This window comes from Streptomyces sp. NPDC001070 (assembly GCF_053598835.1).
Window position 1 is genome coordinate 129,050 of sequence record NZ_JBSFLB010000025.1, and the last position, 14,715, is coordinate 143,764.

Genomic DNA, 14,715 nt, shown 5'->3' on the forward strand with positions numbered 1-14,715 from the left:
GACATGGCGCGTACGGGACGGCACGCGGCGCCCGGAGCGATCACCAAGGTGGCCACGGCCGGTCGGCAGGCCGTGCCCAGACCCCGCGTCGTCATGGCCGCGCTGGGGCTCCTCGTACTGGTCTGCGTGATGCTGCTGGACGGCTATCTGCACTCCGAGATCGGCAACGACAGCCGCGTCCACGAGTCCGGGAGCGCCGCAGCCGTGCCGGCCTCCGTCCTCGACGGCGGCCCGGTCATCACCTTCTCCGCCGACGGCGAGCCCAACAGCCACGCCCTGCCCTCCAGAACGATCGCGCTGACCTTCGACGACGGCCCGGACCCCGAGTGGACCCCGAAGGTGCTCGCCGTGCTGCGCGAACACCACGTGCCGGGCACCTTCTTCGTCGTGGGCCAGATGGCCGCCCGCTACCCCGGCCTGATCCGCGACATGGTCGGCTCCGGCAGCGAGATCGGCGTCCACACCTTCTCCCACGTCGACCTGTCGTACCAGAGCAGGGCCAGGATCGACCGCGAGCTCGCCCAGACCCAGCTGGCTCTCGCCGGTGCCGCGGGCATCACGACCTCGCTCTTCCGCGCCCCGTACTCCTCCGAGCCCGACGCCATCGACAACACCACGTGGCGCGTCTACCGGTACCTCGGCACCAAGGGCTACATCAGCGCCTTCGTCGACACCGACAGCGAGGACTGGCGGCGCCCGGGCGTCGCGAAGATCGTCGGCAGCGCCGCCCCAAGGAAGGGCGAGGGCGCCTCCGTGCTCTTCCACGACGCCGGGGGCGACCGCTCCCAGACCGTCGAGGCGCTGGGCACGTACATCGACACCATGAAGGCGAAGGGCTACACCTTCACCACGCTGACCGCGAGCCTGGGCGCGACGACCGCCAACCACCGAGCGACCGGACCCGAGTTGTGGCAGGGCCGCGCCCTCATCTGGGCGGTGGCCCTGGCCGAGTTCACCATGCCCGTCCTGTTCTGGCTGCTGGTCGTGGTCGGCGTCGCCGTCCTGGCCCGGTTCGCCATGATGCTCGTCCTCGCCCGCAAGCACGCCAGGATCCGGGGCCGCCGCCGCTTCAGCTGGGGCCCACGGGTCACCGAGCCGGTCAGCGTCATCGTGCCCGCGTACAACGAGAAGGAGTGCATCGCCAACACGGTCGGCTCCCTCGTGGCGAGCAGCCATCCCGTGGAGATCGTCGTCGTGGACGACGGCTCGACCGACGGCACCGGTGACATCGTCGAGGCGATGGGCCTGCCCCAGGTGCGCGTCGTGCGCCAGGAGAACGCGGGCAAGCCCGCCGCGCTCAACAACGGTCTGGAGTACGCCCGCCACGAGCTCGTCGTGATGATGGACGGCGACACCGTCTTCGAGCCCGGCACCGTGCACCGGCTCGTCCAGCCCTTCGCCGACCCCGGCGTCGGCGCCGTCGCCGGCAACGCCAAGGTCGGCAACCGCACCACGGTCATCGGCGCGTGGCAGCACATCGAGTACGTGATGGGCTTCAACCTCGACCGCCGCATGTACGACCTGCTCGGCTGCATGCCCACCGTCCCCGGCGCCGTCGGCGGCTTCCGGCGCAGCGCCCTGCTCCAGGCCGGGGGCATGAGCGGGGACACCCTCGCCGAGGACACCGACGTCACCATCGCGCTGCACCGCGCGGGCTGGCGCGTGGTGTACGTCGAGCAGGCCCGCGCCTGGACCGAGGCCCCTGGCAGCATCGGCCAGTTGTGGCGGCAGCGCTACCGCTGGAGCTACGGCACCATGCAGGCGCTGTGGAAGCACCGGCGCTCGTTCGTGGACCGCGGACCGTCGGGCCGCTTCGGCCGGGTCGGCATGCCGCTCGTGGTGTTCTTCCAGATCGTCACGCCCCTCTTCGCGCCGCTGATCGACCTCCTCACCCTCTACGGCGCCGTCTTCGTCGACCCGCTGAAGTCGGTGCTCGCCTGGGCCGCCCTGCTCCTCGTCCAGTTGCTGTGCGCGGGGTACGCCTTCCGCCTGGACCGCGAGAAGTACCGCTACCTGCTGATGCTGCCGCTGCAGCAGATCGTCTACCGCCAGCTGATGTACCTCGTCCTGATCCACTCCTGCGTCACGGCCCTGACCGGCGGCCGGCTGCGCTGGCAGAAGCTGGAGCGCACCGGCGAGGTCGGTGCCCCGCAGGCACCCGTGGGAGCCGCCCGATGACCGCGCCCGAGACCGCCGCCCTGCCCCTGCCCCGGCCCAGGACCCACGGCCGGCACGCCGCCCGCGCGACCGCCCGCGCCGCCGCCCCCGCAACGGGCGGCCGCGACCGCTACCTGGACTCCCTGCGCGCCCTGGCGCTCGTCCGCGTGGTGACGTACCACACGTTCGGGTGGGCCTGGCTGAGCCTGGCCTTCCCCTCCCTGGGCGTGATGTTCGCCCTCGCGGGCTCGTTCATGGCCCGCTCCCTGGAGCGGCCCGCGCTGCCGGTGGTGCGCGGACGGCTGCGCAGGCTGCTGCTGCCGCTGTGGTGCTTCGGCGCCCTTGTGGTGCCGGCCATGTTGCTCCACGGCTGGGCGCCCGGTGAGCACCACGTGGGGCACTGGTGGGCGCGGATGCTCCTGTGGGTGATGCCGGTGGGCGACCCCCCGGGCAGCGCCTGGGCCGAGCAGGCCACCGCGGTCCTGTGGTACGTGCGCGCCTATCTGTGGTTCGTGCTGCTGTCGCCCCTGCTGCTGCGCGTCTTCCGGCGGTCGCCGTCCGCCGTCCTCGTCGTCTCGCTCGTCCCGGTCGTGCTCCTCCAGACGGTCTGGAGCCCGCCGGAGGGCCGGGCCGGGAGCGCCCTCACCGACCTGGCGACCTTCCTGACCTGCTGGCTGCTCGGCTTCGCCCACCGTGACGGGCTGCTCGACCGCATGCGGGCGGAACTGGTGCCGGTCCTGGCGGCCGCCGCCATGGCGGCCGGCGGCTTGTGGGCCTTCACCCACCGCGCCGAGGGCTCGTACGACCTCAACGAGATCCCCCTCGCCCAGGCCCTGTGGTCGGCCGGCTTCGTCCTGTTCCTGCTGCGCTTCCGGCCGCGCGCGGACGTGGTGGGGCGGGTCCCCCCGCTGGAACGGCTGGTGCGGATCGTCAGCGCGCGGGCCGTCACCGTCTACCTGTGGCACGAGGTCGCACTGATCCTCAGCGTCCCCCTGATCGACCAGATGTGGCGGGTCAGGGCCTTCGAGGTCTCGCTGCCACTGGACAGCGTGTGGTTCCAGTTCGCGGTGACCTGGGTGCTGATCGCGGTGGCCGTGCTGCTTTTCGGCCGGGTTGAGGACCTCGCCGCCGGGCGCCGGCCGCGACTGCTGCCCTGAGCCGGTCCGGGACCGGTTGTCAGTGGGGGGTCGTACCGTTGACCCATGCGGCCCGTATCAGACATCGAACGCAGTGTGGCGCCCTTCGAGGTCGTCAGCCCCTACCAGCCCAGCGGCGACCAGCCGACCGCCATCGACGACCTCGAGCGGCGCATCCGCGCGGGGGAGAACGATGTCGTCCTGCTCGGCGCGACGGGCACGGGCAAGTCGGCGACCACGGCATGGATGATCGAGCGGCTGCAGCGCCCGACCCTGGTCATGGCGCCGAACAAGACCCTCGCCGCCCAGCTGGCGAACGAGTTCCGCGAGCTGCTGCCGAACAACGCGGTCGAGTACTTCGTGTCGTACTACGACTACTACCAGCCCGAGGCCTACGTCCCGCAGACGGACACCTACATCGAGAAGGACTCCTCGATCAACGAGGAGGTCGAGCGGCTGCGCCACTCCACCACCAACTCGCTGCTGACCCGCCGCGACGTGGTCGTGGTCGCCTCGGTGTCCTGCATCTACGGCCTGGGCACCCCCCAGGAGTACATCGACCGCATGGTGCGGCTCAAGGTCGGCGACGAGATCGACCGGGACGCGCTGCTGCGCAAGTTCGTCGACATCCAGTACGCGCGCAACGACGTGGCGTTCACCCGCGGCACCTTCCGGGTGCGCGGCGACACCATCGAGATCTTCCCGGTCTACGAGGAGCTCGCCGTCCGCATCGAGATGTTCGGCGACGAGATCGAGGCCCTGTACACGCTGCACCCGCTCACCGGCGAGATCATCACCGACGACCAGCAGCTGTACGTCTTCCCCGCCACCCACTACGTCGCCGGCCCCGAGCGCATGGAGCGGGCCATCGCCGGCATCGAGAAGGAGCTCGGCGAGCAGCTGGCGGTCATGGAGAAGCAGGGCAAGCTGCTGGAGGCCCAGCGGCTGCGGATGCGCACCACGTACGACATCGAGATGATGCGCCAGATCGGCACGTGCTCCGGCATCGAGAACTACTCGCGGCACATCGACGGCCGCGAGGCGGGCTCCGCCCCCGACACCCTCATCGACTACTTCCCCGAGGACTTCCTCCTCGTCATCGACGAGTCGCACGTCACCGTGCCGCAGATCGGCGCCATGTACGAGGGCGACGCCTCCCGCAAGCGCACTCTGGTCGACCACGGCTTCCGCCTGCCCTCCGCCCTCGACAACCGCCCGCTGAAGTGGGAGGAGTTCCTGGAGCGGGTCGGCCAGACCGTCTACCTGTCGGCCACCCCGGGCAAGTACGAGCTCTCCCGCGGCGACGGCGTCGTCGAGCAGATCATCCGCCCGACCGGCCTGGTCGATCCCGAGGTCATCGTCAAGCCCACCAAGGGGCAGATCGACGACCTGGTGCACGAGATCCGGCTGCGCGCCGAGCGCGACGAGCGCGTCCTGGTCACCACCCTCACCAAGAAGATGTCCGAGGACCTCACCGACTACATGCTGGAGCTCGGCATCCAGGTGCGGTATCTGCACAGCGACATCGACACCCTGCGCCGCGTGGAGCTCCTGCGCGACCTGCGGGCGGGCGAGTTCGACGTCCTGGTCGGCATCAACCTGCTCCGCGAGGGCCTGGACCTGCCCGAGGTGTCGCTGGTCGCCATCCTCGACGCCGACAAGGAGGGCTTCCTGCGCTCGGGCACCTCCCTGATCCAGACCATCGGCCGTGCCGCGCGCAACGTCTCCGGCCAGGTCCACATGTACGCCGACAAGATCACCCCGGCGATGGAGAAGGCCATCGAGGAGACCAACCGGCGCCGGGTCAAGCAGATCGCGTACAACGAGGAGAGGGGCATCGACCCGCAGCCGCTGCGGAAGAAGATCGCCGGCATCCTCGACTCCTTCGCCCGTGAGGACGCCGACACCGAGGAGCTGCTGGGCTCCGGCCGCCAGCGCTCGCGCGGCAAGGCTCCGGTGCCGGGGCTCTCCGCCAAGGCGGGGGAGAAGCGGGCCGCCAAGAGCCTGCCCGCCGCCGAACTGGCCGACCTCATCGGCGAGCTGACCGACCAGATGCATGCCGCCGCCGCGGACCTGCAGTTCGAGGTCGCGGCCCGGCTGCGCGACGAGGTGGGCGAGTTGAAGAAGGAGCTGCGGCAGATGAGGGAGGCCGGCGTGGCCTGACCGTACCGGCTGTCGAATCTCTTGCCGAACCACGGTGCCCTACCCGCGCGTCTCCCCATAGGGTGCGGAGCAACCGCACGACGGCAAAACGGTTGAGAGGGGACAGCGCGTGACGGTCAACATGACCAAGGGGCAGAAGATCAGCCTGCAGAAGTCGGACGGGGGGACGCTTTCGGCGGTCCGGATGGGGCTCGGCTGGCAGGCCGCCCCGCGCCGCGGTCTCTTCGGGAGCCGCACCCGGGAGATCGACCTCGACGCCTCCGCGGTCCTCTTCGCCGACAAGCAGCCCGTGGACGTGGTGTTCTTCCGGCACCTGGTCAGCGACGACGGCTCGGTCCGGCACACCGGCGACAACCTCGTCGGCGGTGCCGGGCAGGGCGGCGACGACGAGGCGATCCTGGTCGACCTGCAGCGGGTGCCCGTGCACATCGACCAGATCGTCTTCACGGTCAACTCCTTCACCGGGCAGTCCTTCCAGGAGGTGCAGAACGCCTTCTGCCGCCTCGTCGACGAGACCAACGGGCAGGAACTCGCCCGCTACACCCTGACCGGCGGTGGCGCCTACACCGCGCAGATCATGGCGAAGGTGCAGCGCAGCGGTCCCGGCTGGTCGATGACCGCGATCGGCACCCCGGCCAACGGCCGCACCTTCCAGGACCTCATGCCGGCGATCCTGCCGGCGCTCTGATCGGGCACAGGGGGGCGCGGGCATGACCACCGAGCTGGTCCACGGGCAGAACCATCCGCTTCCCGGCACCTCGCTGGAGGTACGGGTGTCGGCGGGTACACCGGTGGTGGCCGGCGTCTCGCTGGGCGACGGCCAGGGGCGCCTGAGCGGCCCCGAGTCCGTCGCCCACCCCGGTGCGCCGCGGCTGCCCGGCATCGAGGTGCCGTCCGGGGCGTCCGCCGAGCAGCGCGTCACCGCCGACCTGACCGCCGTCCCGGCGGACGTGGACCGCGTCCACGTCCTGCTGGCGCTGCCGCCGGTCGCCGGGGCGCCGACCCGCTTCGGGGCCTGCCCCGCGCCCCACCTGACCGTCGCAGGGCCGGACGGGGCCCCGGTCGTGAGCTTCACCGTCACCGGGCTCGGCACCGAGGCGGCGATCGTCGCCCTGGAGCTCTACCGCCGCCAGGGCGCCTGGAAGGTGCGCGCCCTCGGCCAGGGATACGCGGGCGGGCTCGCCGAACTCCTCCGCGACCAGGGGCTGGGCCGCCCCGAGGCGGACGCGGTGGTCGTCCGCATGACGGACGCGGTGCGCCCCGCGCCCACCGTGCCGTCCACCACGCCGCCCCCGGTCGCCCCGGCTCCGCCCCCCGTTCCCCCCGGCGCGCCCGCGGATGCCGCGCCCCCGCACACGGCGCCCTCGCACACGGTTCCCCCGACCCCCACCCCGGCGCCCGTCGCCGGCGACGCGTCCGGCTGGAGCATGGAGGAACGGCTCTACAACCAGGTCTGGGGCATGTTCGAGGACCTGGCCCGCACCATCGCGGCGTACCGCAGCGCCGTCGACTTCGCCGGGTCCCGGCTCGACCAGGAGCTGGACACGATCCTCGCCGACCCGCGCACCCGCGTCGGCCCCGCCGCCGAGGCCGCCCGCGACCAGGCCAGGGCCCGCCAGGCCGAGCTGGTGGACCGGGCCCGCGCCGTGCTCGACCGTGACCTGGCCCAGCTGACCGCCGAGGCCGAGGTGGTCGAGCCCGCCCTGCCCCCGCCGTACGCGGGATGGGAGAGCCCGGTCTGGCATGGCTACCACGCCCCCGCCGAGCCGCCGATGGCGGTCCGGATCGGCGACCTCCACCTCCCCGAGCGCCCCGAGCTGCGCATCCCCCTGCTGGTCCGGCTGCCGCTGGAGCGCGGACTGTGGGTGGACGCCGCCCAGGACCGCCGCCGGGCCATGGACGTGGCCGTGGCGCTCGCCGCGCGGCTGCTCGCCTCCCACCCGGCGGGGGAGTGCGCCGTTCATGTCGTCGACCCGGCGGGCTCCGCCGCGACGGCGCTGGCCCCGTTCACGGACTCCGGCGCGCTGCGGGAGCCGCCCGCCACGGGCGCCGCGGGAGTGGCGGCGCTCCTCTCCCGGCTCACCCAGCGCGTCGACCTGGTGCAGATGGCGCTGCGCGCCGACGCTCCGCCCGAGCTGCCGCCGGGTGTCGACCCCGCCCGCCGGCTGCTGGTCGTCAACGACTTCCCTTACGGCTTCGACGACCGGACGATCAACCAGCTGCGCTACCTCGCCGACGAGGGCCCGCAGGTCGGTGTCCACCTGATCCTTGTCGCCGACCCGCAGGACGCCCGGGAGTACGGCCCGCTCCTCGATCCGCTGTGGCGCTCGATGATGCGGCTGACCCCGCTGCCCGACGACCACCTCGCCGACCCCTGGGTCGGTCACGCATGGACGTACGAGCCGCTGCTCGCCCCGGCCGGCAGTCGGGTCCTGCCGCAGGTACTGCGCCAGGTGGCCGCCGCGCGCCGCACCTACGACCCGGGCCGCCACTGACCTCCGACCGGATCCCCGAGGCCCTCGATCAACCCGTCTGATTGACTCTCGCTTTACTCTCTTTACCTTTCCTTGGGATTTCATGTACTCTCCTTTATGCGGAGGGGAGTACTCCCTGCTTGCGGTGCACCCGTCATCACGGGCCGGAACGGCCCCGGGACACCGGCCCCGGCCCACCGGCCCGGGTGGAAGAGACCTCCGGCAGCGACAACGCTGACAATCGCCAGCCCATCTGCCGGAGGCATCGCGTGGATGTATCCCTGACCCTGTGGGTGCTGACCATCGCCGGTCTGTGCGCCCTGATCACCGCCGACTTCTTCATCGGGCGCAAGCCCCACGAGGTGTCGGTCAAGGAAGCCGGGATCTGGACCGTCGTCTGGATCGTCCTGGCCGCCCTGTTCGGCCTCGGCCTGCTGGTCTTCGCCGGCGGACAGCCCGCGGGCGAGTTCTTCGCGGGCTACATCACGGAGAAGTCGCTCAGCGTCGACAACCTCTTCGTCTTCGTCCTGATCATGGCCAAGTTCGCCGTCCCGACCCAGTACCAGCAGCGCGTCCTGCTCTTCGGCGTCCTCATCGCACTCGTCCTGCGCGCGGTCTTCATCGCCGCGGGCGCCGCGATCATCGCCAACTTCGCCTGGGTCTTCTACCTCTTCGGCGCCTTCCTGATCTGGACCGCGTGGAAGCTGATCCAGGAGGCCCGCGCCGAGGAGCACGACGAGGAGTTCGAGGAGAACAAGCTCCTCAAGGCCGCCGAGCGCCGCTTCGGCGTCGCCGACCGGTACCACGGCACCAAGCTGTTCATCCAGCAGAACGGCAAGCGGATCATGACCCCGATGCTCGTGGTCATGCTGGCGATCGGCACCACCGACGTCCTGTTCGCGCTGGACTCCATCCCGGCGATCTTCGGCCTCACCCAGGACCCGTACATCGTCTTCACCGCCAACGCCTTCGCCCTCATGGGCCTGCGGCAGCTGTACTTCCTCATCGGCGGTCTGCTGCGGAAGCTGGTCCACCTCTCCTACGGGCTGTCGATCATCCTCGGCTTCATCGGCGTGAAGCTCGTTCTGCACGCCCTGCACGAATCGGGGGTCCACGTCCCCGAGATCAGCATCCCGTTCTCCCTCGGCTTCATCGTCGTGGTCCTCGCCGTCACCACGGTGACCAGCCTCATGGCGTCGAGGAAGCAGGCGGCCGTGGAGGGCCGCGACGAACAGCACATCGACGCCTGACCCACGGGCCTCATCCCGGGCGGGGTGCGCGGCGGGCCCCGCCGCGCACCCCGCCGTCGCGTCGGCGGCCGCCTCCTCCCGGATGTCCGGCAGCGCCGCGAAGCAGCCGAGGCTCAGCAGTGCCACCGCCGCGGCGCACACGGCCACCGGCCACGGCGTGCCACCGTCCTCGGCCGGCCGGGTCGCCGCGATCGGGGTGAGCGCGCCCCCAGGATGCCGCCGAGGTTGTGGCCGAGGGCCGCGCCGGTGCACCGGACCCGGGGCGCGTACAGCTCGGCGCGGTACGCGCCCAGGACGGAGAAGACCGTGATGAAGGCGAGCAGCTCGGCGAGGGAGCCCACCGTGATGGCCGCGGGTGAACCGCTCGCGAGCAGCGTGCGCCCGTGGGTCCGACGACCCACGTGCGCGCGGGTGGCGCCGCCGCCCGGGGGCGGCGGCGCGGGGCCGCTACCAGCCGCGCTCGCGCCACTCGCCGAGGTGGGGGCGCTCGTCGCCGAGCGTGGTGTCCTTGCCGTGGCCGGGGTAGACCCAGGTCTCGTCCGGGAGCCGGTCGAAGAGCTTGGCCTTGACGCCCTCGAAGAGGCTCGTGAAGTGGTCCGGGTTGTTGTGGGTGTTGCCGACGCCACCGGGGAAGAGGCAGTCCCCGGTGAAGATGTGCGGGTGACCGTGCGGGTCGTCGTAGATCAGGACGATGCTGCCGGGCGTGTGGCCGACCAGGTGCCGGGCGGTCAGCTCGACCTGGCCGACCCGGATGGTGTCGCCGTCCTCGACCGGCACGTCGGTGGGCACGGGGATCCCCTCGGCGTCGTGGCGGCCCGCGTAGGTGCGTGCGCCGGTCGCGTCGACCACGGCCTGCAGCGCCTGCCAGTGGTCGGCGTGGCGGTGGGTGGTGACGACGGACGCGAGGCCGTCGTTGCCGACGACCTCGATGAGCGTGTGCGCGTCGTTGGCCGCGTCGACGAGCAGCTGCTCGTCGGTGGCGCGGCAGCGCAGCACGTACGCGTTGTTGTCCATCGGGCCGACCGCGACCTTGGTGATGATGAGGTCCTTGAGTTCGTGCACGTCGGGCGCGCCCCCGACCGTGACCTCGCCGCTGTACGTCATGGCGTCAGCCTAGTGGCGGCAGCACCGGCAGGGGTACGTCCGGCTGGGCGGTCAGGCCCTCGCCGTCGGAGCGCCCGCTGACCCAGGCGAGCAGTGCGTGCCGGGGACCGCCGACGGTGAGCTCGGGTTCGTTGGCGGCGCCGATCACCCACTTCTCACCGCTGTCGGTGTCGTGGATGCGGACGGCCGCGACGCCCTCGTGGCCGGACAGGTCGTCGATGATGGCGCCGAGCTCCCGGGCCGCGAAGTCCTCGGGGAAGTGCGCACAGGTGTACTCCAGGCCCAGGTCGACGTGGTGGAAGTAGATCTCCATGAGCCGGATGTACGGGATCTCCGCCGCGGCGATCACGTGTCCGGAGCGCATGACGACCTGCGCGGCCCAGTTCTGCGCCGGGAGCTCCCCGATGGCCAGGGCCAGCCGGTCCGCGGAGATGCGCAGGTCGTCCAGGTGTTCGGAGAGCATGCGGCCGGCGCCGTCCTCGATGTCCTTGTTCCGGCTGTCGGTGCTCGCGTACTGCGGGGTCTCCTCGCCGGTGCGCGCCCAGATCAGCAGGTTGACCAGGGAGTCGGCGTTGCGGGCCAGGTGGGCCAGTACATGGCCGCGGGTCCAGCCGGGGAGTCGCGACGGCTCGGCGACGGAGGCTGGCGGCATCGCGGCCACGGCGTCGATCAGCCGTTCGGTGGCCTCTCGGAGCTCGGCCGCATCGTGGTCGGGGTCGGGTCGTTGGACAGACACGGAGCCTCCTGGTCGGACCTCATCGACGTCTCCACGGAGACGCTAGCGCGGGACACTCATTCGGGTGAAGCTGCCGCACCGATGCCGGAAATCGAATGTGCGTGCTATAGGCTCGCTGTCGTCGCAACCGGAAGAAAACTTGTTGGCGCCCCGTTTAGGCTGTCTGGGGGTGCTGTCCCCTTGTCTGTCTTTTGAAAGGTGCGCACTGGCGTGGCCGATCGTCTCACCGTCCGTGGCGCTCGCGAGCACAACCTGAAGAATGTCTCGCTCGATTTGCCACGGGACTCGCTCATCGTGTTCACCGGCCTGTCCGGGTCGGGCAAGTCCTCCCTGGCGTTCGACACGATCTTCGCCGAGGGCCAGCGCCGCTACGTGGAGTCGCTCTCCTCGTACGCGCGGCAGTTCCTGGGCCAGATGGACAAGCCGGACGTCGACTTCATCGAGGGCCTGTCGCCCGCGGTGTCGATCGACCAGAAGTCGACCTCCCGCAACCCGCGCTCGACGGTCGGCACCATCACCGAGGTCTACGACTACCTCCGTCTGCTCTTCGCCCGCATCGGCAAGCCGCACTGCCCCGAGTGCGCGCGCCCGATCTCCCGGCAGTCGCCGCAGGCGATCGTGGACCGGGTGCTGGAGCTGGAGGAGGGCTCGCGGTTCCAGGTGCTCTCGCCGCTGGTGCGCGAGCGCAAGGGCGAGTTCGTCGACCTCTTCTCCGATCTGCAGACCAAGGGCTACAGCCGGGCCCGGGTGGACGGCGCGACCGTCCAGCTGACCGACCCCCCGACGCTGAAGAAGCAGGAGAAGCACACCATCGAGGTGGTCGTCGACCGCCTCACCGTCAAGGACAGCGCCAAGCGCCGGCTGACCGACTCGGTCGAGACCGCGCTCGGCCTCTCCGGCGGCATGGTCATCCTGGACTTCGTCGACCTGCCCGAGGACGACCCGCAGCGCGAGCGGATGTTCTCCGAGCATCTCTACTGCCCGTACGACGACCTGTCCTTCGAGGAGCTGGAGCCGCGCTCCTTCTCCTTCAACTCGCCCTTCGGCGCCTGCCCCGACTGCACCGGAATCGGCACCCGCATGGAGGTCGACCCGGAGCTCATCGTCCCCGACGAGGACAAGTCCCTCGACGAGGGCGCCATCGCCCCCTGGTCGCTCGGCCACACCCGGGACTACTTCCAGCGCCTGATCGGCGCGCTCGCCGACGAGCTGGGCTTCCGCACCGACATCCCCTGGGCGGGGCTGCCGCAGCGCGCGAGGAAGGCCCTGCTCAACGGCCACAAGACGCAGATCGCGGTGCGCTACCGCAACCGCTACGGGCGCGAGCGCTCCTACACCACCTCCTTCGAGGGCGCGATCCCCTTCGTCCGGCGCCGGCACGCGGAGTCCGAGAGCGACTCCAGCCGCGAGCGCTTCGAGGGATACATGCGCGAGGTGCCCTGCCCCACCTGTCAGGGCACCCGCCTCAAGCCGATCGTGCTGGCCGTCACCGTCCAGGGGAAGTCCATCGCCGAGGTCGCCGCGATGTCGATCAGCGACTGCGCGGAGTTCCTGCGCGGCATGAAGCTGAGCGCGCGCGAGAAGACCATCGCCGAGCGGGTGCTCAAGGAGGTCAACGAGCGACTGCGCTTCCTGGTCGACGTCGGCCTGGACTACCTCTCGCTCAACCGCGCGGCCGGCACCCTCTCCGGCGGCGAGGCCCAGCGCATCCGGCTCGCGACGCAGATCGGCTCGGGCCTGGTGGGCGTGCTCTATGTGCTGGACGAACCGTCGATCGGCCTCCACCAGCGCGACAACCACCGGCTCATCGAGACCCTGGTGCGGCTGCGCGACCTCGGCAACACCCTGATCGTGGTCGAGCACGACGAGGACACCATCAAGACCTCGGACTGGGTGGTGGACATCGGCCCCGGCGCCGGTGAGCACGGCGGCAAGGTGGTGCACAGCGGTTCGCTCGACGAGCTGCTGCGCAACAAGGAGTCGCTGACCGGCCAGTATCTGGCGGGCAAGCGCCAGATCCCGATCCCGGGGATGCGGCGTCCGGTCGACGGGGAACGCCGGCTGACCGTGCACGGCGCCCGTGAGAACAATCTCCGGGACATCGACGTGTCCTTCCCGCTGGGCGTCTTCACGGCGGTCACCGGAGTCTCCGGCTCGGGCAAGTCCACCCTGGTCAATGACATCCTGTACACCCACCTGGCCCGTGAGCTGAACGGCGCCCGGGGCGTCCCGGGCCGGCACACCCGGGTCGCCGGGGACGACCTGGTCGACAAGGTGGTCCATGTCGACCAGTCGCCGATCGGCCGCACTCCGCGCTCGAACCCGGCCACGTACACCGGTGTCTTCGACCACGTCCGCAAGCTCTTCGCGGAGACCATGGAGGCGAAGGTCCGCGGCTATCTGCCGGGCCGCTTCTCCTTCAACGTCAAGGGCGGCCGCTGCGAGAACTGCTCCGGCGACGGCACCATCAAGATCGAGATGAACTTCCTCCCGGACGTCTATGTGCCGTGCGAGGTCTGCCACGGCGCCCGGTACAACCGGGAGACCCTGGAGGTCCACTACAAGGGCAAGTCCATCGCCGAGGTGCTGGACATGCCGATCTCCGAGGCGCTCGACTTCTTCGAGGCCGTCCCGACGATCTCCCGGCATCTGCGCACCCTCACCGAGGTCGGGCTGGGCTACGTCCGGCTGGGCCAGTCCGCCACGACCCTGTCCGGTGGCGAGGCGCAGCGCGTGAAGCTCGCCTCCGAGCTGCAGAAGCGCTCCACCGGCCGCACGGTCTACGTCCTGGACGAGCCGACCACGGGTCTGCACTTCGAGGACATCAGCAAGCTGATCAAGGTGCTCTCCGGGCTGGTCGAGAAGGGCAACACCGTGATCGTCATCGAGCACAACCTCGATGTGATCAAGACCGCAGACTGGGTTATCGACATGGGCCCGGAGGGCGGCAGCGGTGGCGGCCTGGTGATCGCCGAGGGCACTCCCGAGCAGGTCGCGGGGGTGGGCGCGAGCCACACCGGCAAGTTCCTCAGGGACATCCTGGGCGCCGAGCGGGTCTCCGACGCCCCGCCGGCCCCGGCCAAGAAGCGGGCGGCCCCGCGGAAGCGGGCGGCCGCGAAGGCCTGATGGAGTCTGATCGGGCCCGGGAGGGCCCTATGGGGCCTGATGGGCAGCTCAGAGTTTCGGCACGTAAGGTGCGACTTTCAAGTTCTTTTCCTTACGTGCCGAAGCGGAGCCCCGAACATGGCTGACATCACCGACCTGCCTCCCTGTCGCCGCACCGTCCTGAAGGGTGCGGCTCTCGCCGGCGTCGCCGGGCTCGGCCTCACCGCCTGCGGTGGCTCCACCTCCGCGACGGCGGAGGGGCCCGTCGAGCTGGGTGCGGCCACCGAGGTCCCGGTCGGCGGTGCCAAGCTCTACAGCGACGCCAAGATCGTCGTCTCGCAGCCCACGAAGGGCAGCTACAAGGCGTTCAGCGCCGTGTGCACCCACCAGGGCTGCGCCTGCGACAAGGTCGACGGCACGGCCCTGTCCTGCCCGTGCCACGGCAGCGTCTTCGACGCCGCCACCGGCGCCGTCCGCAACGGCCCGGCGACGCAGCCGCTGGCCGCCGTCGACGTCCAGGTCAAGGACGGCAAGCTCGTCGCGGGGACCTCGGCCTGAGGCAACGGGAATGTCACCGCCAGTCAGTAGGG

General features: G+C 70.9%; 11 protein-coding genes. 8 read left to right on the forward strand and 3 right to left on the reverse strand.

The features are described from left to right. Positions 1-3: 3 nt before the first annotated feature. The 6 genes from ACWDAS_RS28200 to ACWDAS_RS28225 all read left to right on the forward strand — a co-directional run bounded on the left by ACWDAS_RS28200 (position 4) and on the right by ACWDAS_RS28225 (position 9,180). Positions 4-2,178, forward strand: coding sequence for a bifunctional polysaccharide deacetylase/glycosyltransferase family 2 protein (locus ACWDAS_RS28200; RefSeq protein ID WP_450396367.1), 2,175 nt, complete (start codon positions 4-6; stop codon positions 2,176-2,178). Continuing rightward, on the forward strand, positions 2,175-3,314 hold the full coding sequence (locus tag ACWDAS_RS28205) for an acyltransferase family protein (RefSeq protein WP_450396370.1): 1,140 nt from the start codon (positions 2,175-2,177) through the stop codon (positions 3,312-3,314). Before ACWDAS_RS28200 ends, ACWDAS_RS28205 begins: the two co-directional genes overlap by 4 nt. Before the next feature lie 45 nt (positions 3,315-3,359). Next, positions 3,360-5,456 (forward strand): excinuclease ABC subunit UvrB, encoded by a 2,097-nt coding sequence (gene uvrB, locus ACWDAS_RS28210; protein WP_450396372.1) that lies wholly within the window; start codon positions 3,360-3,362, stop codon positions 5,454-5,456. Positions 5,457-5,565: 109 nt separating this feature from the next. Beyond that, a complete protein-coding gene (locus ACWDAS_RS28215) occupies positions 5,566-6,144 on the forward strand; it encodes a TerD family protein (protein ID WP_450396375.1) in 579 nt (192 codons plus the stop codon). Between the two features lie 22 nt (positions 6,145-6,166). After that, a complete protein-coding gene (locus tag ACWDAS_RS28220; protein ID WP_450396378.1) occupies positions 6,167-7,951 on the forward strand; it encodes a TerD family protein in 1,785 nt (594 codons plus the stop codon). A gap of 248 nt (positions 7,952-8,199) precedes the next feature. After that, complete coding sequence (locus ACWDAS_RS28225) at positions 8,200-9,180, forward strand: TerC/Alx family metal homeostasis membrane protein (protein ID WP_450396381.1); 981 nt, start codon at positions 8,200-8,202, stop codon at positions 9,178-9,180. A 113-nt stretch (positions 9,181-9,293) separates the two neighbouring features. Here ACWDAS_RS28225 and ACWDAS_RS28230 read toward each other — a convergent pair whose 3' ends face one another. The 3 genes from ACWDAS_RS28230 to ACWDAS_RS28240 are packed head-to-tail and all read right to left on the reverse strand — an operon-like array spanning position 9,294 to position 11,020. Next, positions 9,294-9,581: a hypothetical protein gene (locus ACWDAS_RS28230; protein WP_450396383.1), complete on the reverse strand. Its 288-nt coding sequence runs from the start codon at positions 9,579-9,581 to the stop codon at positions 9,294-9,296. Positions 9,582-9,627: 46 nt separating this feature from the next. Beyond that, positions 9,628-10,284 carry an MBL fold metallo-hydrolase gene (locus tag ACWDAS_RS28235; RefSeq protein ID WP_450396385.1) on the reverse strand — a complete coding sequence of 219 codons (657 nt, stop codon included), beginning with the start codon at positions 10,282-10,284 and terminating at the stop codon, positions 9,628-9,630. Positions 10,285-10,288: 4 nt separating this feature from the next. After that, positions 10,289-11,020, reverse strand: coding sequence for a maleylpyruvate isomerase family mycothiol-dependent enzyme (locus ACWDAS_RS28240; RefSeq protein ID WP_450396388.1), 732 nt, complete (start codon positions 11,018-11,020; stop codon positions 10,289-10,291). 210 nt (positions 11,021-11,230) lie between these two features. On the opposite strand from ACWDAS_RS28240, the gene uvrA reads away from it, so the two are divergent. Together uvrA and ACWDAS_RS28250 are read left to right on the forward strand one after the other, a co-directional pair. Continuing rightward, positions 11,231-14,146, forward strand: a complete 2,916-nt coding sequence (gene uvrA / locus ACWDAS_RS28245; RefSeq protein ID WP_450396391.1) for an excinuclease ABC subunit UvrA — start codon at positions 11,231-11,233, stop codon at positions 14,144-14,146. Between the two features lie 126 nt (positions 14,147-14,272). Next, a complete protein-coding gene (locus ACWDAS_RS28250) occupies positions 14,273-14,683 on the forward strand; it encodes a QcrA and Rieske domain-containing protein (RefSeq protein WP_450396435.1) in 411 nt (136 codons plus the stop codon). Positions 14,684-14,715 lie beyond the last annotated feature (32 nt).